Source organism: Bradyrhizobium sp. UFLA05-89 (assembly GCF_059803475.1).
Genome location: NZ_JBANBA010000067.1, coordinates 1 through 21,069 on the forward strand (window position 1 = coordinate 1; position 21,069 = coordinate 21,069).

20 protein-coding genes and 1 other RNA gene are annotated in these 21,069 nt (G+C 65.0%); 12 read left to right on the plus strand and 9 right to left on the minus strand.

From position 1 onward, the window contains the following. Positions 1 to 178, plus strand: a 178-nt coding sequence (locus tag SO139_RS28630) for a GIY-YIG nuclease family protein (RefSeq protein ID WP_498541044.1), incomplete at its 5' end; no start/stop codon positions are given. A gap of 86 nt (positions 179 to 264) precedes the next feature. After that, positions 265 to 1,638, plus strand: coding sequence for an AmpG family muropeptide MFS transporter (locus SO139_RS28635; RefSeq protein WP_449378224.1), 1,374 nt, complete (start codon positions 265 to 267; stop codon positions 1,636 to 1,638). Positions 1,639 to 1,777: 139 nt separating this feature from the next. On the opposite strand, the gene SO139_RS28640 is transcribed toward SO139_RS28635, so the two are convergent. From SO139_RS28640 to ffs, 5 genes are all read right to left on the minus strand, one after another. Continuing rightward, positions 1,778 to 2,209: a hypothetical protein gene (locus tag SO139_RS28640; protein ID WP_449378225.1), complete on the minus strand. Its 432-nt coding sequence runs from the start codon at positions 2,207 to 2,209 to the stop codon at positions 1,778 to 1,780. Positions 2,210 to 2,239: 30 nt separating this feature from the next. Then, the gene (recR, locus tag SO139_RS28645) at positions 2,240 to 2,842 is read right to left on the minus strand and encodes a recombination mediator RecR (protein ID WP_498541038.1); all 603 of its coding nucleotides are present in this window, start codon (positions 2,840 to 2,842) and stop codon (positions 2,240 to 2,242) included. A 1-nt stretch (position 2,843) separates the two neighbouring features. After that, positions 2,844 to 3,164 (minus strand): YbaB/EbfC family nucleoid-associated protein, encoded by a 321-nt coding sequence (locus tag SO139_RS28650; RefSeq protein ID WP_449378226.1) that lies wholly within the window; start codon positions 3,162 to 3,164, stop codon positions 2,844 to 2,846. 26 nt (positions 3,165 to 3,190) lie between these two features. Beyond that, positions 3,191 to 5,029: a DNA polymerase III subunit gamma/tau gene (locus SO139_RS28655; RefSeq protein ID WP_449378227.1), complete on the minus strand. Its 1,839-nt coding sequence runs from the start codon at positions 5,027 to 5,029 to the stop codon at positions 3,191 to 3,193. Positions 5,030 to 5,123: 94 nt separating this feature from the next. Continuing rightward, an RNA gene (gene ffs / locus SO139_RS28660) (signal recognition particle sRNA small type) lies at positions 5,124 to 5,220 on the minus strand. 178 nt (positions 5,221 to 5,398) lie between these two features. Between ffs and SO139_RS28665 the strand changes: the two genes are divergently transcribed. The 9 genes from SO139_RS28665 to SO139_RS28705 all read left to right on the plus strand — a co-directional run bounded on the left by SO139_RS28665 (position 5,399) and on the right by SO139_RS28705 (position 13,091). Further along, positions 5,399 to 6,259: a transporter substrate-binding domain-containing protein gene (locus SO139_RS28665; RefSeq protein ID WP_449378228.1), complete on the plus strand. Its 861-nt coding sequence runs from the start codon at positions 5,399 to 5,401 to the stop codon at positions 6,257 to 6,259. 217 nt (positions 6,260 to 6,476) lie between these two features. After that, positions 6,477 to 7,139 carry an amino acid ABC transporter permease gene (locus tag SO139_RS28670; RefSeq protein ID WP_254110009.1) on the plus strand — a complete coding sequence of 221 codons (663 nt, stop codon included), beginning with the start codon at positions 6,477 to 6,479 and terminating at the stop codon, positions 7,137 to 7,139. Beyond that, positions 7,136 to 7,954: an amino acid ABC transporter ATP-binding protein gene (locus SO139_RS28675; RefSeq protein WP_449378229.1), complete on the plus strand. Its 819-nt coding sequence runs from the start codon at positions 7,136 to 7,138 to the stop codon at positions 7,952 to 7,954. Before SO139_RS28670 ends, SO139_RS28675 begins: the two co-directional genes overlap by 4 nt. Then, entirely contained in the window at positions 7,954 to 8,709 is a 756-nt protein-coding gene (locus SO139_RS28680) for an SDR family NAD(P)-dependent oxidoreductase (protein WP_449378230.1), read from the plus strand. The genes SO139_RS28675 and SO139_RS28680 overlap by 1 nt, the downstream gene beginning before the upstream one ends. Further along, complete coding sequence (locus SO139_RS28685) at positions 8,706 to 9,833, plus strand: muconate cycloisomerase family protein (protein WP_449378231.1); 1,128 nt, start codon at positions 8,706 to 8,708, stop codon at positions 9,831 to 9,833. The genes SO139_RS28680 and SO139_RS28685 overlap by 4 nt, the downstream gene beginning before the upstream one ends. Before the next feature lie 325 nt (positions 9,834 to 10,158). Then, a complete protein-coding gene (locus SO139_RS28690) occupies positions 10,159 to 10,578 on the plus strand; it encodes an HIT domain-containing protein (protein WP_449378232.1) in 420 nt (139 codons plus the stop codon). 27 nt (positions 10,579 to 10,605) lie between these two features. Then, positions 10,606 to 11,550 (plus strand): NAD(+) diphosphatase, encoded by a 945-nt coding sequence (gene nudC / locus SO139_RS28695; RefSeq protein ID WP_449378233.1) that lies wholly within the window; start codon positions 10,606 to 10,608, stop codon positions 11,548 to 11,550. Between the two features lie 12 nt (positions 11,551 to 11,562). Then, a complete protein-coding gene (locus tag SO139_RS28700) occupies positions 11,563 to 12,483 on the plus strand; it encodes a sugar kinase (protein WP_449378234.1) in 921 nt (306 codons plus the stop codon). A gap of 98 nt (positions 12,484 to 12,581) precedes the next feature. Then, a complete protein-coding gene (locus SO139_RS28705) occupies positions 12,582 to 13,091 on the plus strand; it encodes an Lrp/AsnC family transcriptional regulator (RefSeq protein ID WP_027520825.1) in 510 nt (169 codons plus the stop codon). Positions 13,092 to 13,280: 189 nt separating this feature from the next. Here SO139_RS28705 and SO139_RS28710 read toward each other — a convergent pair whose 3' ends face one another. The 4 genes from SO139_RS28710 to SO139_RS28725 form a co-directional block, all read right to left on the minus strand. Next, entirely contained in the window at positions 13,281 to 14,780 is a 1,500-nt protein-coding gene (locus SO139_RS28710) for a phosphomannomutase/phosphoglucomutase (RefSeq protein WP_449378235.1), read from the minus strand. Positions 14,781 to 14,962: 182 nt separating this feature from the next. Beyond that, positions 14,963 to 15,478, minus strand: coding sequence for a TIGR02281 family clan AA aspartic protease (locus SO139_RS28715; RefSeq protein WP_449378236.1), 516 nt, complete (start codon positions 15,476 to 15,478; stop codon positions 14,963 to 14,965). A 279-nt stretch (positions 15,479 to 15,757) separates the two neighbouring features. After that, complete coding sequence (gene hrpB / locus SO139_RS28720; RefSeq protein ID WP_449378237.1) at positions 15,758 to 18,235, minus strand: ATP-dependent helicase HrpB; 2,478 nt, start codon at positions 18,233 to 18,235, stop codon at positions 15,758 to 15,760. A gap of 142 nt (positions 18,236 to 18,377) precedes the next feature. Then, positions 18,378 to 19,694, minus strand: a complete 1,317-nt coding sequence (locus SO139_RS28725; RefSeq protein WP_449378238.1) for a UDP-glucose dehydrogenase family protein — start codon at positions 19,692 to 19,694, stop codon at positions 18,378 to 18,380. Between the two features lie 201 nt (positions 19,695 to 19,895). Between SO139_RS28725 and SO139_RS28730 the strand changes: the two genes are divergently transcribed. Then, positions 19,896 to 20,963, plus strand: a complete 1,068-nt coding sequence (locus SO139_RS28730; RefSeq protein ID WP_449378239.1) for an acyltransferase family protein — start codon at positions 19,896 to 19,898, stop codon at positions 20,961 to 20,963. Positions 20,964 to 21,069: the final 106 nt, after the last annotated feature.

Sequence of the window (21,069 nt, forward strand, 5' to 3'; positions counted from 1 at the left end):
TACGAAGGAATACGACGTCCTGAAGCTGGTCTATTTCGAGCAGTTCGATGATCCCGAGAATGCGATCAAGCGGGAGAAGCGCCTCAAGAAATGGAAGCGCGCATGGAAGATCGCGCTGATCGAAAAGGACAATCCCGACTGGAACGATCTCTACCCGGGGATCGCTGGTCCTCCATAACTGCGGTCTCTGGAATACTGGGTCGCCCGGTCAAGCCGGGCGACGACACCTCACTTGTGGCCGTCAGAATCTGCTAACACCCCTCCATGACCGCACCTGACGCGACTTCCGGAACCGCTCCCGCGACTACCGATGCTCCCGCCACTTCCTGGCGCGAGAGCCTGGCCGTGTACCTGCAGCCGCGGGTGCTGATCGTGCTGTTTCTCGGCTTCTCCTCCGGCCTGCCGCTGGCGCTGTCGGGCTCGACGCTGCTGGTGTGGATGCGGGAGTCCGGCGTCGATCTCGGGACCATCGGGCTGTTTGCGCTGGTCGGCACGCCCTATACGCTGAAGTTTATCTGGGCACCGCTGGTGGATGCGCTGCATGTGCCGCTGTTCACCCGCGCCTTCGGGCGCCGCCGCGGCTGGCTGCTGTTCTCGCAGCTCTTGCTGATCATCTCGATCCTGCTGCTGGCGCTGACCGATCCTGCGCGCTCGCCGTTCTTCGTCGCGCTCGGCGCCTTGCTGGTGGCAACGACGTCCTCGACACAGGACATCGTGGTCGACGCCTTCCGCGTCGAGAGCCTGCCCGAGAGCGAGCAGGCGGCCGGCATGGCGTCCTATGTGGCGGCCTATCGCATCGGCATGCTGGTCTCGACCGCAGGCGCGCTGTTCATCGTATCCGGCTTCGAAAGCACCGGCATTCCGAAGCCGTCCGCGTGGATGTGGGGCTATGTGGTGATGGCGGCGATGGTGCTGATCGGCACGATCACCGCGCTGCTCGCCACTGAGCCCGCACAATCGGCAAAGGCGGAGGCCGCAACGCAGACCGAGACGGCATTCGCGCGCGTCCTGCACGCCGCGATCGGCGCCTTCTCGGAATTTCTGTCGCGCAAGGATGCGTTCGCTGCGCTCGCTTTCGTGGTGCTGTTCAAGTTCACCGATGCATTCTCCGGCACCATGACGGCCCCGTTCGTGATCGACCTCGGCTTCTCCCGCAACGACTATGCCGCGATCGTGAAGGGCGTCGGCCTTGCCGCGACTCTGATCGGCGGTTTTGCCGGCGGTTTCGTCGCGCGGCGCTATTCGCTGGCAACGAGCCTGTGGATCGGCGGCGTGGTGCAGGCGATTGCCAACCTGTCCTTCTCATGGCTTGCGCTGGTCGGCACCAACCAATGGGCGCTCGCCTTTGCGATCACCTGCGAGAACTTCACCAGCGCCATCGGCACCGTGATCTTCGTCGCCTATCTCTCCGCGCTGTGCCAGAACCCGCTGCACACGGCGACGCAATATGCGCTGCTCACCGCGCTGGCCGCGGTCGGGCGCACCTATCTGTCGTCAGGCGCCGGCTTCGTGGCGAAGATGACGGGATGGCCGCTGTTCTTCATGATCTGCGTGGTGGTCGCGGTGCCGAGCCTGATCCTGCTCGCATATTTGCAGAAGCGCGGACATTTCGAGACGCTGGGGCCGGTCAGGGTGTAGCGCTGCGGTGGCCGCCGTAGGGTGGGCAAAGCTGAGCGTGCCCACCTCTTCTGTTGCAATCGTGCAAAGATGGTGGGCACGGCGCAAGCGCGCCTTTGCCCACCCTACGGCAGCTGCCTTCGCGGCGAGCCGCCCCCAACTACTTCTTCACCAGGCTCCACTTCGTGATCACGGCTTCGCTCATCTGGCCGGGATCGCTGGCGCAGGTGACTTCGTCGACCTTCACGGAAATTTCCTTGCCGACGAATGATTTCAGCTGCGTGGCCTGCGCGTCACTGGAGGTGACGAGCTGGAATGTCTCGGGACCGGTCTCGAGATTGCACAACCCGCTCGGCGCCGGCAGGCGGCGTGGCTCGGACGTGATCTGGTAGGTCGCAACCTTCTTGCCATTCTTGACGTCGCGCACGCGCATGGTGTTCAGCTCGCCGGAGAGCACCTCGCCGTTGCTGATCGGCTTGCCGGGCTTTGACGGCGGGGGCGCCTCATCCTCCTGTTGCGCGGAGACGGCCGGCGTCACCAGCGTCATCATCGTCGCGACCAAAGCCAACCGTCTGGCGAATCGTTTCGTCATGTCGTCCGTTCCGTCGTCTTAAGGGAATAGCTAGAACAGGGTCCGCTGCCGCATTGCTGCCGATAGCGTACCTTCATCGAGATAATCAAGTTCTCCGCCAACCGGCACGCCATGGGCGAGCCGCGTCACCTTGACGTTGGCGTCCTGGAGCAGGTCAGTGATGTAATGCGCCGTGGTCTGGCCGTCCACCGTCGCGTTCAGCGCCAAGATGATCTCGTGTACCTGCGGATCATGCGCGCGGGCGACCAGCGCGTCGATGGTGAGGTCCTGCGGTCCGACGCCGTCGAGCGGCGACAATGTCGCGCCAAGCACGTGATAGCGCCCTTGCGTCGCATTGGCCCGCTCCAGCGCCCAGAGATCGGCGACGTCGGCGACCACGACGATGATGGCGCCATCGCGCCGCGGGTCGGTGCAGACCGTGCAGGGAATTTGCGTATCGATATTGCCGCAGGTCTTGCACACCTGGACCTTGTCGAGCGCGACCTGCAAGGCGGCGGAGAGTGGCATCATCAGCGCTTCGCGCTTCTTGATCAGATGCAGCGCGGCGCGCCGCGCCGAGCGCGGCCCCAAACCGGGCAGCCGCGCCAGAAGCTGGATCAGGCGTTCGATCTCGGGACCGGCAACGGCTCCCATGTCACTGGCCGAACAGGCCCGGCGGCAGGCCGAGTCCGCCGGTGAGCGCCTGCATCTTCTCCTGCATGGCGGCTTCCGCCTTGCGGCGCGCATCGCCCAATGCGGTGACGAGCAGATCCTCCAGCACCTCGCGCTCCTCGGCCTTCATCAGCGAGGGATCGATCCTGACGCCCTTGACGTCCATCTTCGCGGTCATGCGCACCGCAACCAGGCCGCCGCCGGATATGCCCTCGACCTCGACATTGCCGAGCTCGTCCTGCATCGCCTGCATCTTGGATTGCAGCTGCGCCGCCTGCTTCATCATGCCGAGAAAATCAGCCATGGGTGTTCGTCCTTGGAAAGATAGGCTCAGAGATCGTCGTCGCCGTCGGAACCGTCGGGCGGATCGTCACTGCCATAGTCGGCGTTAATATTGGATTCCGGCGTCTCGGGGGCAAGCCTGCGGACCTCGACCACCTTGGCGCCGGGGAAGCGCGACAGCACCTCCTGCACCCGTGGATCGGCCTCGGCGGTCCGCGCGTGCTCCTGCTTGGCGGCCTGGTTGACCGAGCGCAGCGTCGGCTGGCCCTGCTCGTTGGACACGATCACCGTCCAGCGGCGACCGGTCCAGAGCTCGAATTTGCGCGCCAGCTCGGAAATCATGGTCTTGGAGGCGTTGGGCTCGAGCGCAACCTCCAGCCGGCCCTCCTCGAAACGGACGAGGCGCATATCGGCTTCGAGCGCGCCCTTGGTCATGAGGTCGCGCTTCTGGCCGGCGAGCGCGACGAGCTGGGTAAAGCTCGTGATACGCAGCGCGGGCGCCGAGCCCTGAGTCTCCGGCGCGGGCGCTGCCATTTGCGGCCGCGCACCACCACCGAACGAGGACGGCGACGACGGCGCGCGCACCGGCGCCGCCGAGGCAACCGGCGCGGTCGGCGTACTGCGCGCAGCGCTTCCGCCGCTCACGATCGGCGAACCACCACCGTTCTGTTCCAGCATCCTGATCGCTTCGTCCGGCGTCGGCAGGTCGGCGACATAGGCGATGCGGACCAGCACCATCTCCGCGGCGGCTGCCGGGCGCGTTGCGGCCTGCACCTCGGTGATGCCCTTGAGCAGCATCTGCCACATCCGCGACAAGACGCGCATCGAGATCTTCGACGCAAAGTCGCGCGCGCGCAGCCGCTCGGTCTCGCCATAGGCGACGTTGTCGGCGGTGGCCGGCACGATCTTGACGCGGGTGACGAAGTTGACGAACTCGGCGAGATCCGAGAGCACGACGATCGGATCGGCACCGGTGTCGTACTGGTCGCGGAACTCCTTGAAGGCTGACGCGATGTCGGCGCGGACCAGCGAATCGAAGAGGTCGATGACGCGGGTGCGGTCGGCAAGCCCCAGCATCTGCCGCACGGCGTCGGCCTTCACCTGGCCGGCCGCATGCGCGATCGCCTGGTCGAGCAGCGACAGCGAATCGCGCACGGAACCTTCCGCCGCGCGGGCGATGATGCCGAGCGCCTCCGGCTCGATCTCGACGCCTTCCTTCGCGGCGATGTTGGCAAGGTGCTTCATCAGCACGTCGGCCTCGACCCGGCGCAGGTCGAAGCGCTGACAGCGCGACAGCACCGTGACCGGAACCTTGCGGATCTCGGTGGTCGCGAACACGAACTTGGCGTGCTCCGGCGGCTCCTCCAGCGTCTTCAGGAAGGCGTTGAACGCCGCCGTCGACAGCATGTGGACTTCGTCGATGATGTAGACCTTGTAGCGGGCGCTGGCCGGCGCATAGCGCACGCTGTCGTTGATCTGGCGGACGTCATCAACGCCGGTGTGCGACGCGGCGTCCATCTCCAGCACGTCCATGTGCCGGCTTTCCATGATGGCCTGGCAATGCACGCCGAGCGTCGGCATGTGGATGGTCGGGCCCTTCACCGAGCCGTCTGGCATCTCGTAGTTGAGCGCGCGGGCGAGGATGCGCGCGGTGGTGGTCTTGCCGACGCCGCGGACGCCGGTGAGGATCCAGGCCTGCGGAATACGCCCGGTTTCGAACGCATTGGAGACGGTGCGGACCACGGCCTCCTGGCCGATCAGATCGTCAAAGCTGGAGGGACGGTATTTGCGCGCCAGCACCCGGTACGGCGTTCCCGGCTGGGCGCCGAGCGCAAAGCCAGCCTGGCTGGCGCTGTCAGGATCGGTGGGGGCGCCAGCGTCGGTCATCGGTCGATCCGCAATGAAATCTCTCTCGGCCGGCTTTTGCGGAAAGGAGCGCGCTGGCGGGGAGTCCCGCCGGCGCAATTCGCTCGAAAAACAGGTAGGAGACTGACGAGCGACCCGATCCGGACCTCGTTAGGGCTGCTTCCTTCCGGACCTGACCCGGTTGGCGAGTGGCTCGTCCACCGCCAATCTCCCGGTCCCTATTTGGGGCCAAAAGGGCCGGAAAGCAAGCGGGTATCGGGTCGGTATCAGCCTGCCCAGCATCCGGGCAAATCCCCGCCCAAAGCGCCAAGAGGCTGTGCTTTCGCTGACAGTGCCGCCTTGGTAAGAACGCTGCCGGAACTTCACCCAATCAGAAAAGCGATAACAAAAATGGTTACACGTCGTGATGTTGCATCGATTGTCGGGCTGGGCGCGGTCGGCGCGGCAATGGCGGCAGGCGCGGTCGCATCCCCGGCGGTGGCGCAGACGGCCCCCGATCCCAGCGAATCCACCTTCGCGCGCATCCGCCGCACCAAGAAGATGCGGATCGGCGCAGTCAATGGCGGTGCGCCCTACTACATGAAGGACCTCGCCAGCGGCCAGTGGAAGGGTTTTTACGTCGACATCGCGAAAGCGCTCGCCGACGACATGGAAGCCGAGCTCGAGATCACCGAGACGACCTGGGGCAATTCGGTGCTCGATCTGCAGTCCAACAAGATCGACATCTTCTTCGGCCTCAACCCGACGCCGAAGCGCGCGCTGGTGGTCGATTTCTCGATTCCCGTCTTCAACAACGCCTTCGGCTTCCTCGCGAAAAAGGATTTCAAGCCGAAGACCTGGGCCGAGCTGAATTCGCCCGACATCAAGATCGCCGTCGACCAGGGCTCCTCGCACGACCAGGTCGTCAGCCGCCTGATCCCGAAGGCGCAGATCTCGCGCCTGAAGACGGCGGATGACGCCACCGCCGCGCTGCAGACCGGCCGCGTCGACGCGCAGTGCCTGATCACCATGCTCTCGCTCACGGTGTTGAAGAAGAATCCCTCGCTCGGTCAGTTCGTGCTGCCGACGCCGATCTTCGCCACCACCTCGAACGCCGGCTTCCGCCGCGAGACCGACAAGACCTGGCGCGACTACGTCAACACCTGGATCGACTTCAACAAGGGCCTCGGCTTCATCCGCACCGCGATCCTCACCAACATGGAGCTCGTGGGGGTGACGGAAGCGGACATTCCGCCGGGCGTGACGTTGTAGTGTGGTGAGATTGGCTCGAGTTCGATCCGCACACTCTGCTGCGCTCCCTCTCCCGCTTGCGGGAGAGGGTTGGGGAGAGGGTATTTCCACAATGAAGAACCCCGATGAGGAGAGAGCCCTCACCCGGCGCTTCGCGCCGACCTCTCCCGCAAGCGGGAGAGGTGCAGCGAGACTGCGGCGCCAGTATTCCAAGCTTTCGACGGCTGAGTAGCGCAACATGTATCAGTGGGACTTCGGCATCCTCTGGGGCTATCGCTGGCTCTTCCTGAACGGGCTCGGCGTCACCGTCGGCTTCACCGTGGTCATCGTGCTGCTCGGGCTGCTGTTCGGCCTCATCGCCGCGCTCGCGATGCTGTCGCGCTTTGGCTGGCTGCGCGGCATTGCGCTGACCTTCGTCGAGGCGTTCCGCTGCACGCCGATCCTGGTGCAGCTGATCTGGTTCTATTACGCGCTGCCGATCCTCGCCGGCGTCGAGATGACGCCGATCACGGCTTCGGCGCTGGCACTGTCGCTCTATGGCGGCTCGTTCTATTCGGAAATCATCCGCGGCGGCATCGTCTCGATCGACAGCGGCCAGTCCGAAGCAGGCGCCGCGCTCGGCATGACGCCGCGCCAGGCCATGATGCGCATCGTCCTGCCCCAGGCGATCAAGCGCATGATCCCGGCGCTGATGAACCAGTCGATCATCCAGTTCAAGAACACCTCGCTGGTCTCGGTGCTCGCGGTGCCCGACCTCGTCTATCAGAGCCAGGTCGCCGCGCATGACAGCTACCGGCCGCTCGAGACCTACACCGCGGTGGCGCTCGCCTATGCCGCGATCCTGATTCCCCTGACCATCATCGTGCGGCGGGGCGAGAAGCGTCTGGCGGTCAGCGAATGAGCGATACGTCCAAAGATACTTGCAAGGATACTTGCAAGATCGAGATCCGCGGCTTGCGCAAAAGCTTCGGCAGCAACGAGGTGCTGAAAAACATCAACCTCGACGTCGCCAAGGGCGGCGTGGTCGCGCTGATCGGGCCGTCGGGCTCCGGCAAGTCGACGCTGCTCCGCTGCATCAACCTGCTGGTCGTGCCCGATGGCGGCAGCGTCCGTGTCGGCGAGACGCGTTTCGCATTCGGTGAAGGCGCGAAGCTGCCTGATGTGAAGACGTTGGCAAAATTCCGCGCCACCACCGGCATGGTGTTCCAGCATTTTAATCTCTTCCCGCACATGACGACCCTCCAGAACGTCATGGAGGGGCCCGTCACGGTGCGCCGCATGCCGAAGGCAGGCGCCGAGAAATTGGCGCGAGCGCAACTGGCAAAGGTCGGGCTTCTGGAAAAGGCCGATCAATATCCGGCGACACTCTCGGGCGGACAGAAGCAGCGCGTCGCTATCGCGCGGGCGCTCGCGATGGAGCCGGACGTGATGCTGTTCGATGAAGCGACCTCCGCGCTCGATCCAGAGCTCGTCGGCGAGGTGCTGGGCGTGATGCAGCAGCTCGCTTCCGAAGGCATGACCATGGTGATCGTGACGCATGAGATCGCCTTTGCCCGCGAGGTCGCGGGCCGCGTGGTGTTCATGCGCGGCGGCGTCGTGGTCGAGGACGGCCCGGCGCGGCAGGTGATCGACAGCCCGCGCGAGGCCGCGACGCGCGCCTTCCTCAGCCATTTCCACCGCACCGGCGCGTTGCCGCCGGCCACCACAGCATCCTGATGTCAGATATCGATCGCGTCTATCTCGTCACCGGTGCCGCCAGCGGTATCGGCCGCGCCACGGCAAAGCTGCTCGCCGCGCCCGGCATTGGGCTCGTTCTGCATACGCGCGCGAACGAGGACGGACTTAGGGCGAGCGCGGCGGACGCCGAAGCATGCGGTGCGGCCGTTGCAACATGTCTCGGCGATCTCGCCAATGAAGTGGCTGTGACGCTTGCATGTGCGACTGCGCATCTCAATTTTGACCGGCTTGACGGATTGATCCTGGTTGGAGGCCACGCCCGCCGCGGCAGTCCGATCGGCACGCCCGCAGATCAATTCCTGCAGGCTATGGACGAATCCGCCCTCGCCTTCACACGTTTCGTCAAGGCCGCGCTTCCGCTCCTGCGTGCAGGCCGCGATGCGCGGATTGTCGCGGTGTCGTCCTTCGTCGCACACGCAATCCGCCCTGATTTCGCGCCCTTCGCGGCAACGGCCGCGAGCCGCGCTGCACTGGAAGCCCTGGTACGGCTCACCGCGGTCGAGCTCGCCGGCGACGGCATCACTGTCAACGCGGTTGCGCCGGGCCTCATCGTCAAGGACAAGCCGAGCGAGAGCCGACTTTCACCCGAGCAGATCGCCGCAACAGAAGCATTGATCCCGATGCGCCGTCGCGGACGGCCGGAGGAAGTGGCCGAGATCATCGCCTTCCTGGCGTCACCGAAGGCATCCTATGTCACCGGCCAGGTCTGGCACGTCAATGGAGGCCTGACATGACCGAAGCGACCGTCGAGCGTCTTAGGCTGTTCCTGATCGAAAGCCCGATCAAGATGGCGCGGCTTCAGGGCGTCGGCAACGTCAAGGGCACAGTGAAGCGCGTGCTGCTCGAGCTCACCGCGAGCGACGGTGTGGTCGGCTGGGGCGAAGCGGCGCCGTGGGAGGTGTTTACGGGAACGCCGGAGGCGGCGTTCTCCGCGCTCGACATCTACTTGCGTCCGATCCTGCTCGGCAAGCCGGTGCGCCGCATCCGCGCGCTGATGGCGGAACTCGAGCGCGCGCTGGTTGGACATGCCGAAGCAAAAGTCGCAATCGAGATGGCGCTGCTCGACATCGTCGGCAAATCGGCGGGACTTTCGGTCGCCGATCTGCTCGGCGGCCGTGTGCGCGACTCGATCCCCCTCTCCTTTTCGATCGCCGATCCCGATTTCGCCGCCGACCTCGAGCGCATGCGCAAAATGGTTCCGGACGGCAACGTCATCTACAAGGTCAAGACCGGCGTGAAGCCGCATCGCGAGGACCTCGATCACCTCGCGGCGATCCGCAAGGAGTTCGGCGACAAGGTCGATCTTCGCGTCGACTACAACCAGGCCTTGGCGCCGTTCGGCGCCATCAAGATCCTGCGCGATATCGAGCAATTTTCGCCGACCTTCATCGAGCAGCCCGTGCCGCGTAGATATCTCGACGTCATGGCACAGCTCACAGCGGAGCTGGAGACACCCGTGCTCGCCGACGAGAGCTGCTTCGAGCGCCGCGACATGATGGACGTGGTGCGCCGGCAAGCTGCTGACGCCGTGTCCATCAAGCTGATGAAGGCCGGCGGCCTGTTCGAGGCGCAAGCCATCATGGCGATCGCCGATGTCGCCGGGCTGCCCGGCTATGGCGGCACGCTGTGGGAAGGCGGCATCGGGCTCGCCGCCGCCACGCAGCTCATCGCGGCAACGCCCGGCATCTCGCTTGGCTGCGAATTCTACATGCCGCACCACGTACTGACCGAGGACGTCCTGGAGGAGCGCATCCCGAACCGAGGCGGCCATGTCGTCGTGCCCGATGGTCCGGGGCTTGGCATCCGCGTCAGCGAAGCCTCAGTCCGCGCCAACGCGCGCGTGCTGGCGGAGGCGTGAGGAGCGTCGGCATGGCCGCCGGCGCCAGCCACAAACTCAATCGTCGTCCCGGGCAAGCGTCAGCGCAGACCCGGGATCCATAACCACAGGATTGAGTTTGGCGAAGACTCGGGGTTACCAACTCGCGCCATGACTCCTTCCTGGGATTATGGGTCCCGGATCTGCGCTCCGCTTCGCTGCGCTTGTCCGGGACGACGATCGAGTATGCGGACTCCGCGGAGCACGATCCTTCCCCTAACGGAATCGCTGTCGTATGGTCGGAGCCAACACTCAGGGGTTCCTGCCCTCGCCGCCCGATCGCGCCGGGCCTTTCGGAAACACTTTCATGCCTGATCCCGCCTGGTCGCTGCACTCCCGCCTGAAAGAGGACACCATCGATATCGGCGACCTGCCGTTGTCGAAAGTGCTGGTCATCAAGGACGCGCATTACCCCTGGCTGTTGCTGGTGCCGCGCCGTGCGGATGCGGTCGAGATCATCGATCTCGACGAGGTCCAGCAGGCGCAATTGATGACGGAGATCACGCGCGTCTCCCGGGCGCTGAAAGAGACCACCAAATGCGACAAGCTCAACGTCGCAGCGCTTGGCAACCTCGTGCCGCAGCTTCACGTGCACATCATCGCGCGCCGCACCAGCGACGCTGCCTGGCCGCGCCCGGTCTGGGGGGTGATGCCGCCGTTGGCGCATGACGCCGAAGAGGTGCAGAACTTCATCAGCGCGCTTCGCCGCAAGATCTGGTTGGGTTGAAAGAACGATTGGGTTGAAAGAACAATAATGTCAGCATTCGACTCGTTTCCGCTGGGGCAGCCGGCCTTCGTCACCAACGTCCTCGATCGCGCCGCGCATCTGCGCCTCAATGACGAAAAACTCTTCGCACTCGAACAGAACCCGTCGTCGCGCGCTTATGTGATCTACCGCGACTCGCTCCTGGTGAAGCGCGAGGGCGAGCGCGTCCGCGCCCTGCTCTCGATCGATGAAGCCACCAAATGCGGCGCCAATCCCGGCACGATCTTCCTGGGGCTGCGCGATGGCGCTGCGGTGTTCGGCATGGGCATGCCGCAGGCGGCGGCCGAAAAACTCATCGGCAGTGAGGACTATAGCGTGACCGAATTGCGCGGCATGGCCATGCAAGGCGCGATTCCGCCGCAGGAGCTGTCCGCGATCGCGATGGCGAAGTCGATGGTCACCTGGCATCAGCGCCACGGCTATTGTGCCAATTGCGGTGCGCGCAGCGCGATGAGGGAAGGCGGCTGGAAGCGCGAGTGTCCTGCTTGCAAGGTCGAGCATTTTCCGCGCACCGACCCGGTCGTGATCATGCTGGTCGCCTCCGGCGACAAGTGCCTGCTCGGCCGCCAGAAGCAGTTTCCGCCGGGCATGTATTCCTGCCTCGCCGGCTTCGTCGAGGCGGCCGAGACCATCGAGGACGCGGTGCGCAGGGAGATCTTCGAGGAATCCGGCATCCGCTGCACCGATGTGCAGTATTACATGACGCAGCCCTGGCCCTACCCGTCGTCACTGATGATCGGCTGCAGCGCACGCGCGTTGACCGATGAGATCACCGTCGACCACTCGGAGCTGGAGGACGCGCGCTGGTTCAGCCGCGACGAGGCCCGGCTGATGCTGACGCGGACGCATCCGGACGGGCTTGCCGGCCCGCACCCCTTCGCCATCGCCCATCATCTGGTCGGCCGCTGGTTGCAGGGCAAGGACGGCGTATAGCGGCGACCGCCGATGTCCGCCAAAACGATCGCGCCACGCATCCTCTGCATCGGCATCCCCGTGCGCGACCTCACCTTCCGCGTGGAAGGCGTGCCCGAGCATGGCAGCAAGGCGAACGCCACGCATCTGGAGGAGATCTGCGGCGGCAACGCGCTCAACGCCGCGATCACCATCGCGCGGCTCGGCGGCCGCGTCGCCTTCGCGGGACCGATGGGTGATGCGCAGGAAACCTCAAGTGGCTTCATCCTCGAGCGCATGGCGCAAGAGGGCATCGATGCCAGACACGTCGTGCGCATGCCGGGCCTGACGACGCCGGTCTCGGCGATCATGATCGACGCGAGCGGCGAGCGCACCCTCGTCATCTATCGCGATCCCAAACTCTGGACAGTGAAGCTGCCTGATGCCGACGCGCTGCTCGGCGATTGCGACGCGATTTTGGTCGAGAGCCGCTGCGCCGAATTCGCCCTTCCCCTCTGCGCCGAGGCGCGACGCCGCGGCATAGCCGTCATCGTCGGCGTCGACCGCGCGATGTCGCAAGGCGATGGCCTCTTCGCGGTCACCTCGCACATCCTGTTCGCCAGCGAGCAGTTGCAGGAAACGGCCGGTGTTGCCGACGACGGTGGAGCGCTGAAGACGCTTGCGAGGCTGACACCGGCATTCGTCGCCGCCACCCGCGGCCCGCGCGGCACGATCTGGCTGAACGAGCGGGGTGGGCTGGAGGAGACGGCGGCCTTTCCGGTTCATGCCGTGGATACGCTCGGCGCGGGCGACGTCTTCCATGGCGCGTTTGCCCTTCGCCTCGCCGAAGGCGTGGAGGCCCGGGAGGCGCTTCGATTCGCCGCGGCCGCGGCCGCGCTGAAATGCACTCGCTTTGGTGGCGGCCTCGCCGCGCCGCAACGCATTGAAGTTGAAGGGCTTTTGCTCGGAAGCTAACCAGCGCGGGCACCCTGTCGCCTGAATATCAGCTTGCTCTAGAAGATTTTTCTATATATGAGGGGTTTCGACCCCTGAAATGGAAAAAAGTTCCTCAAATGAGCGACCTCGCCGTCCAACTCCCAGAGACCAACCGCCGCCTCGACGCCATCGACCGCAAGATTCTGATGGTCCTCCAGGAAGATGCCTCCCTGTCGGTTGCCGAGATCGGCGACCGGGTCGGACTATCCTCCACGCCTTGCTGGAAGCGCATCCAGCGTCTGGAGGCCGATGGGGTGATCCTCAAGCGGGTGGCGCTGGTCGACCAGAACAAGATCGGGCTCGGCATTTCGGTGTTCGTGTCGGTCGAGAGCGCCGACCATTCGGAGGCCTGGCTGAAGAAATTCGCCGAGGCCGTCAGCGCTATGCCCGAGGTGATGGAGTTCTACCGCATGGCGGGCGATGTCGATTACATGCTGCGCGTCGTGGTCGCGGACATGCAGGCCTATGACGTCTTCTACAAGAAGCTGATCAGCGCCGTGCCGCTCAAGAACGTCACCTCGCGCTTCGCCATGGAGAAGATCAAGTCGGTCACCGCACTGCCGATCCCGGCGGTGGTGGCGGCTTAGGCTTCGAATCTCACCACAACGGAACTGTCATCGCCCGACTTGACCGGGCGATCCAGTACTCTGAGACGTTCGTTATTGAACCGAGAAGCCGCGGCGTATTGGATGCCCCGCCGGAGCCTGTCATCGGGCTCGCCGAAGGCGAGACCCGGTGGCGGGGCATGACAGCGGTGAAAGAGGCGGGAGCCTCGCTCAAATCTTCTGATTGTACTCGCCGACTTCCGGATGCGTGCGCAGCACGCTATTCACCATCTCGAACATGTCGTGCATGCGCTGCTCGGAGACCGGGCTTTCGACCACCACGACGAGCTCGGGCTTGTTCGAGGATGCGCGCACCAGGCCCCAGCTTCCGTCCTCCACCGTGACACGCACGCCGTTGACGGTGACGAGATCGCGGATCGCCTGGCCGCCGATCTTCGCACCGCCCTTCTGAAGACCTTCAAAGTGCTTCACCACGGCGTCGACGACGCCATACTTGGCCTCATCGGCACAGTGCGGCGACATGGTCGGCGACGACCAGGTTTTTGGCAGCGCGTTCTTCAGATCCGCCATCGTTTTACCGGGGGCGCGGTCAAGCATGTCGCAGATCGCGATCGCGGAGACGAGGCCATCATCATAGCCGCGTCCGAATGGTTTGTTGAAGAAGAAGTGGCCCGACTTCTCGAACCCGGCAAGCGCGCCCATCTCGTTGGTGCGGCGCTTCATGTAGGAATGGCCGGTCTTCCAGTAGGCGGTCTTCGCGCCCTGCTTCTGCAGCACGGGATCGGTGATGAACAGGCCGGTCGACTTCACGTCGACGACGAACTGCGCGTCCTTGTGGATCGCCGACATGTCGCGCGCCAGCATCACGCCGACCTTGTCGGCAAAGATCTCCTCGCCCGTATTGTCGACGACGCCGCAGCGATCGCCGTCGCCGTCGAAGCCGAGGCCGACGTCGGCCTTGTGATGCAGCACGGCGTCGCGGATCGCGTGCAGCATCTCCATGTCCTCGGGGTTCGGATTGTACTTCGGGAAGGTGTGGTCGAGCTCGGTGTCGAGCGGGATCACCTCGCAGCCGATCGCCTCCAGCACCTGCGGCGCGAATGCACCGGCGGTGCCGTTGCCGCAGGCCGCGACCACCTTGAGCTTGCGCTTCAGCTTCGGACGGTTGGTGAGATCGGCGATATAGCGCGCCGGATAATTTTCGTGGAACTGATAGGAGCCGCCGACCTTGTTCTTGAAATCGGCGCCCAGCACGATCTCCTTCAGCCGCGTCATCTCATCGGGGCCGAAGGTCAGCGGACGGTTGGCACCCATCTTCACGCCGGTCCAGCCATTGTCGTTATGCGAGGCCGTGACCATGGCGACGCAGGGCACATCCAGGTCGAACTGCGCAAAATAGGCCATCGGTGTCACGGCGAGGCCAATGTCATGCACCTTGCAGCCCGCCGCCATCAGGCCGGAGATCAGCGCATATTTGATCGAGGCCGAATAGCCGCGGAAATCGTGCCCGGTGACGATCTCCTGTTTGACACCGAGCTCGGCGATCAGCGCACCCAGCCCCATGCCGAGCGCCTGCACGCCCATCAGGTTGATTTCTTTCTGAAACAGCCAGCGCGCGTCGTATTCGCGAAAGCCTGTGGCCTTCACCATCGGCTCGGATTCGAAGGCATAGGTGTTGGGCAGCAGCGCGGATTTCGGCTTGGGAAACATCGAGACAATCTCGTTAATGGGCAGGAGGAATATACCGCAGGCATAGCGAATGCTCAGGCCGAGCGGAAGGCGGGATCGGCGGCTTATGGCGGATAATTGCGGCAGTTTGGTAACGGGGAAACCTTACCCGCCGCCCTTCAAATCAACGCAACAAAGCGAAATGAAGCCCGGAGCGACCCGCGCTATTGCTCCAGCACCATCTGGCCGTTGGCGTATTCGAAGCGCCTCAGCTTGGACAGAAAGGAAAGCCCGAGCAAATTCTCCGACAGCGCCTCGTCCGGCAACACCATGGCATCGACGTCGCGAACGATGAGGCCGCCGACGTCGAGCATGGCGATGCGGGTGCGCGCGCCCTTGATGGTGCCGTTGGCGGTGGCGACGCTGGCGTTGTAGTCGCCGCGCGACGGGCGCAGGCCGAAACGGGCAGCCGAGGTCTCATTCAGCGCCACCACGGAAGCGCCGGTGTCGACCATGAAGCCGATGCGCTGACCGTCGATGCGCCCCTCGGTCTGAAAGTGGCCGCGGGCGTCGGGCGGGATGCTGACGCTGCGATTGCTCGCTTGCGGCGCGGCCGCCTGCACTGCGGCCATCTGGCGCGGCGCCGAGGTGGCGGAGGCGGAGCTCATCTTGTCGGCCATCTGCGCCATGAATGTGCCCAGCCCAATCATGATGGCCGCGAAGATCATAATGTTACGCATGGCACCACTCGGAACCGAAAACACGATTTCAGCACGCTACGCGTCCCTCCGCGAGCGAGCTTGCGGCCGGGACGCCGCCATTTTGGCGAAAAGCGTGACGGAAGGGTTAATGCGACCGCGTGGCAACACCACAAAGCCCTCATCCTGAGGAGCCCGCGAAGCGGGCGCCTCGAAGGATGGCCGCGGGTACGAGCGGGGCCTGCATGGTTCGCCCGGCGATGCGCAGCATCGTCCGGAGACGCGCGTTCCGCGCTCCTCACCATGAGGGTCTGCCCCGGTTTACGTCCCGCGCGGCTTGGCACGCCGGGTCGGGAGCGCATTCGCTGGATCGTCCGGCCAGGGATGGCGCGGATACCGGCCGCGCAGGTCGGAGCGGACCGCGATGTAGCTACCACGCCAGAAGCCGGGCAGGTCGCGCGTCACCTGCACCGGGCGCTGTGCCGGAGACAGCAGTTCGAGAACGAGCGGCACCTTGCCGCCCGCGATGGACGGATGAGTGTTGAGGCCGAACAGTTCCTGGAGCCGGACGGCGATGGTCGGGCCCTGCTCGGCCTCGTAATCGATCGCGAGCATCGTCCCGGTCGGCGCCTCGAAATGGGTGGGCGCCTCGCGTTCGAGCCGTGCGCGCAGCTCCCACGGCAGCAGCGCCATCAGCGCCTCGGAGAGGTCGCCGGCGGCGACGTCCTTCAGCGCCGTCTTGTCGTAGAGCGCGGGCACCAGCCAGTCATCGCGCCGCGCGATCAAGGCGGCGTCGGACAGATCGGGCCAGCTCTCGCCTTCGGCCTTGCGCAGGAACATCACGCGGTCGCGCCATTGAATGGCGGCTTTCGACCAGGGCAACCGATCGAGACCGGCGGCAATCAGGCCGTCGGCGAGGAGGCGGGCCGTCGTCTCGGACGGCGTGAGCGTGAGCGGCGCCTCGGACAACGTGATGGCGTGCAGCGCACGTTTGCGACGTGCGCGCAGCGCCATTGCACCGCGATCGAAGGAAATCTCGTCCGAGGTTTCGATGTGCTCGGCGAAGTGACCTTCAATATCGTCCTCGCTGATCGGCGCGGCAAGCAGGATGCGTCCGCTCGCCGCCGTACCCGTCATCTCGGCCACCGCTATGTAGGGCGCGCGCGCAAGGGAAGACGTCTGCTCGACGGCCGCGCCGCGGCCGTTGGCGAGCACGAAGCTGCCGTTGCCGCGGTTGCGCGCAACGCGGTCGGGGAAGGCGTAGGCGAGCATGATGCCGGTGCGCAAGTCGCCCTGCCTCGGCGTCCCATTCTCCGATGACGCGACTTGCGAGGCCCAGCGTCGTGCGAGGTCGCGGGCGCTGGTGGCACGCGGTGAGCGGTCGCGGCGGAATTGGTCGAGACGATGGTCGAGATCGACGCTGTCGCCGCCGAGCCCGCGCTCGGTGAGGATCGCGGCGATTTCGGCGGCGGCCCCGCCGCTGCCAGCGCGATGCGAATCCACGATCATGCGTGCGAGCCGCGGTGGCAGCGCCAACGCGCGCAGGCTCTTGCCTTCCGCGGTGATGCGACCGTCGGCATCGAGCGCGTTGAGCTCGGCAAGCAGGCTGTTTGCCTCTTTCAGGGCGGGCTGAGGCGGCGGATCGAGAAACGAGAGCGCGGCAGGATCGCTGACGCCCCATTGCGCAAGATCCAGCACGAGCGAGGAGAGGTCCGCGCTCAGAATTTCAGGCTGCGTGTAGGGCGCGAGCGAGGCGGTCTGCGGCTCGTCCCAGAGCCGGTAGCACACGCCGGGCTCGGTGCGGCCGGCGCGGCCGCGGCGCTGATCGACCGCAGCGCGCGAAGCTCGCACGGTCTCTAGCCGCGTCAAGGCGATATCGGGCTCATAGCGCGGCACGCGGGCGAGGCCGCAATCCACGACGATGCGCACGCCCTCGATGGTGAGCGAGGTCTCCGCGATCGAGGTCGCCAGCACCACCTTGCGCGTGCCCTTGGGCGCCGGCGCGATGGCGCGGTCCTGCACGGCGGCATCCAGCGCGCCGAACAACGGCACGATCTCGATTGCAGCATCATGGATGCGTTCGGCGAGAAAGTTCTGCGTGCGCCGGATCTCGGCCGCGCCGGGCAGGAACGCCAGCACCGAGCCGGCGTCAGTGCGCAGCGTAGAGGCAATCGCATCCGCCATCTGCCGCTCCAGCGGGGCGTCCGCCTTGCGGCCGAGATAGCGCGTCTCGACCGGGAACGCACGGCCCTCGCTCTCGACGACGGGCGCTTCCCCCAGCAGCCTCGCCACCCGGGCGCCGTCCAGCGTCGCCGACATCACGAGGATGCGCAGATCCTCGCGCAGGCCCAATTGCGCATCGCGCGCCAGCGCGAGACCGAGATCGGCATCGAGCGAGCGCTCGTGGAATTCATCGAACAGGACGGCGGCAACGCCTGTCAGTTCGGGATCGTCGAGGATCTGGCGGGTGAAGATGCCTTCCGTCACCACCTCGATGCGGGTCGCACGCGAGATTTTCGAACCGAAGCGGACGCGATAACCGACGGTCTCGCCGGCGCGCTCGCCGAGCGACTTGGCCATGCGGTCGGCGCTCGCGCGCGCCGCGATGCGCCGCGGCTCCAGCACGATGATCTTCTTGTCCCTGGCCCAGGGCGCATCCAGCAGCGCCAGCGGCACGCGCGTGGTCTTGCCGGCACCAGGCGGCGCCACCAGCACGGCAGCATTATGCGCTTCCAGCGTGCGCGACAGGTCGTCGAGCACCGCATCGATCGGTAGGGGCGTGTCGAAGCTGCGAGCCAATATCCGGCATCCGTCATCGCCCGCCTCGTGCGAAATGGCGGACTAAAGAGGGCGATCCAGTAAACTCAGACCCTCGTCACCGACGAGGGTCGAGCATACTGGATACCCCGCCTTCGCGGGGTATGACAACAAGATGCGGCGATCAAACCTGCCCGGCGGGTCGTCCGACGCTCTCATAGACGAAGCCGGCGGCTTCCATGTCTTCGGGACGATAGATGTTGCGCAAATCGACCACGACCGGCTGCACCATGGTCTCCTTCAGCCGATCGAGATCGAGCGCGCGGAATTGCACCCATTCGGTGACGATGACAAGCGCGTCCGCGCCCTTGGCGCAGGCATACGCATCCTCGCAATATTCGATCGCCGGCAGCTCGTGCTTGGCCTGGTCCATGCCGACCGGGTCGTAGGCGCGCACCTTCGCGCCCATGTCGAGCAGTCCGGTCACCAGCGGGATCGACGGCGCATCGCGCATGTCGTCGGTGTCGGGCTTGAAGGTGAGACCGAGCACGCCGATGGTCTTGCCGCGCAGCGCGCCGCCAAGCGCGTGGCTGACCTTGCGCGCCATCGCGCGCTTGCGGTTCTCGTTGACGGCAAGCACGGATTCGACGATGCGCAGGCTCACATCATAGTCCTGCGCGATCTTGATCAGGGCCTTGGTGTCCTTCGGGAAGCAGGATCCGCCGAAGCCCGGGCCCGCATGCAGGAACTTGGTGCCGATGCGGTTGTCCAGGCCAATGCCGCGCGCGACCTCCTGGACGTTGGCGCCGACCTTCTCGGACAAATCGGCGATCTCGTTGATGAAGGTGATCTTGGTCGCCAGAAACGCGTTGGCGGCGTACTTGATCATTTCCGCGGTGCGGCGCGCGGTGAACATCAGCGGCGCCTGGTTCAGCGACAGCGGACGGTAGATGTCGCTCATCACTTTTCGGCCACGCTCGTCATTCGTGCCTACCACGATGCGATCAGGGAACTTGAAATCGCGGATCGCTGCGCCCTCGCGCAGGAATTCAGGATTGGACGCGACCACCACATCGGCCTTCGGATTGGTCTCGCGGATGATGCGTTCGACCTCGTCGCCGGTGCCGACCGGAACCGTGGACTTGGTAACGACGACCGTGAAACCGGAAAGCGAGGCAGCGATCTCCCGCGCGGCGGCGTAGACGTAAGACAAGTCAGCATGACCATCGCCGCGCCGCGACGGCGTGCCGACCGCGATGAACACGGCGTCCGCCTCCGCAACCGGCCCCGAAAGGTCGGTCGTGAAGCTCAGGCGCTTGGCCTTCACGTTGGTCTCGACCAGCGAGTCCAGCCCCGGCTCGTAGATCGGGATCTCGCCGCGGTGGAGCGCGGCGATCTTGCGCTCGTCCTTGTCGACGCAGGTGACGTCATGGCCGAAATCCGCAAAGCACGCACCGGAAACCAGCCCTACATAGCCCGTGCCGATCATGGCAATTCGCATGAAAAACCTGCCTGTCTTGGTTAACGCATGATGACGCTTTGGAGCGGTCTTAAAGCATTTTCAGGTCCGCGGGGAAGAGGCTGATCCCCAGAAAAACGGCAAGAAGACCGGCATGTGATTTGTACAGTAAAGGGGACCGAAACCTGCCGCCGGCATACTGTGCCTCGCTCTTGGGCGGTAAGCGCCTCGAAAAGGGACACCATGACACCAATTGGCACGATCGCGGCAAGCGGAGGCTCCAAGACCTCGCCGCCGGCGCGCGTCGATTGGGTCGATTATGCCAAGGGCATCTGCATCGTCATGGTCGTGATGATGCACTCGGTGATCGGGGTTGAGCTCGCTGCCGGCGAACCCGGGTTCATGCATGGTCTGGTCGCCTTCGCAAAGCCGTTCCGGATGCCGGATTTCTTCCTGATTTCGGGACTATTCTTGCCGCTCGTGATCGACCGCGACTGGCGAATCTATCTCGACCGCAAGGTCGTGCATTTCGCCTATTTTTATGTCCTCTGGGTGACAATCCAGTTTGGCTTCAAGGCGCCGGCTTTCGCAGCCGAAACGGGCTGGCGCGATGCGGGCCTTCTGTACCTCGAATCATTCATCGAGCCGTTCGGCACGCTCTGGTTCATCTACCTGCTGCCGATCTTCTTCGTCGTCACAAAACTGACACGACGAATCCCGCCGCTCGCGATCTGGCTCGCAGCAGTGCTGCTGGAGACGGCCCGCATCGCAACAGGATGGACCGCCATCGACGAGTTCTGCGCGCGCTTCGTCTATTTCTACTCCGGTTATCTGTTTGCCGATTACGTGTTCGCGTTGTCGGAACGCGCGCGCAGGCATCCCGCCGTTGCCCTTGCCGCGCTTGGCGCGTGGGCGCTCATCAATGCGGGTCTCGTCGCACGCGGCGCAAGCGAATGGCCGATGATCTCGCTTCTGCTCGGCTTCTCCGGAGCCGTCGCCATCGTAACGCTGGGCACGCTGCTCGCGCATTCGCGCTGGCTCAACTTTCTTCGGTTCTGCGGCGAGCATTCGATCGTGATCTATCTCGCCTTCTTCCTGCCGATGGCCGCGACGCGGACGCTGCTGCTGCGCACCGGCATCGTTCCCGACATCGGCATGATGTCGGTGATCGTCACCATCGTGGGCGTGGTCGGTGCACTCTTGATCTGGCAGGCCGCGCTGCGCATGCATGCGAACTTCCTGTTCGAGCGGCCGAACGCCTTCTGGGTCGCGCCGAAGAAGGCGGGGCCGGTGTTGCAGGCGGCGGAATAGTTTCTCGCTCCGCGGTCGTCGCCCGGCTCGACCGGGCGACCCAGTCTTCCAGAGACAGCGGTTATTGACCGATGGGCCGCGGCGTACTGGATTCCCCGGTCAAGCC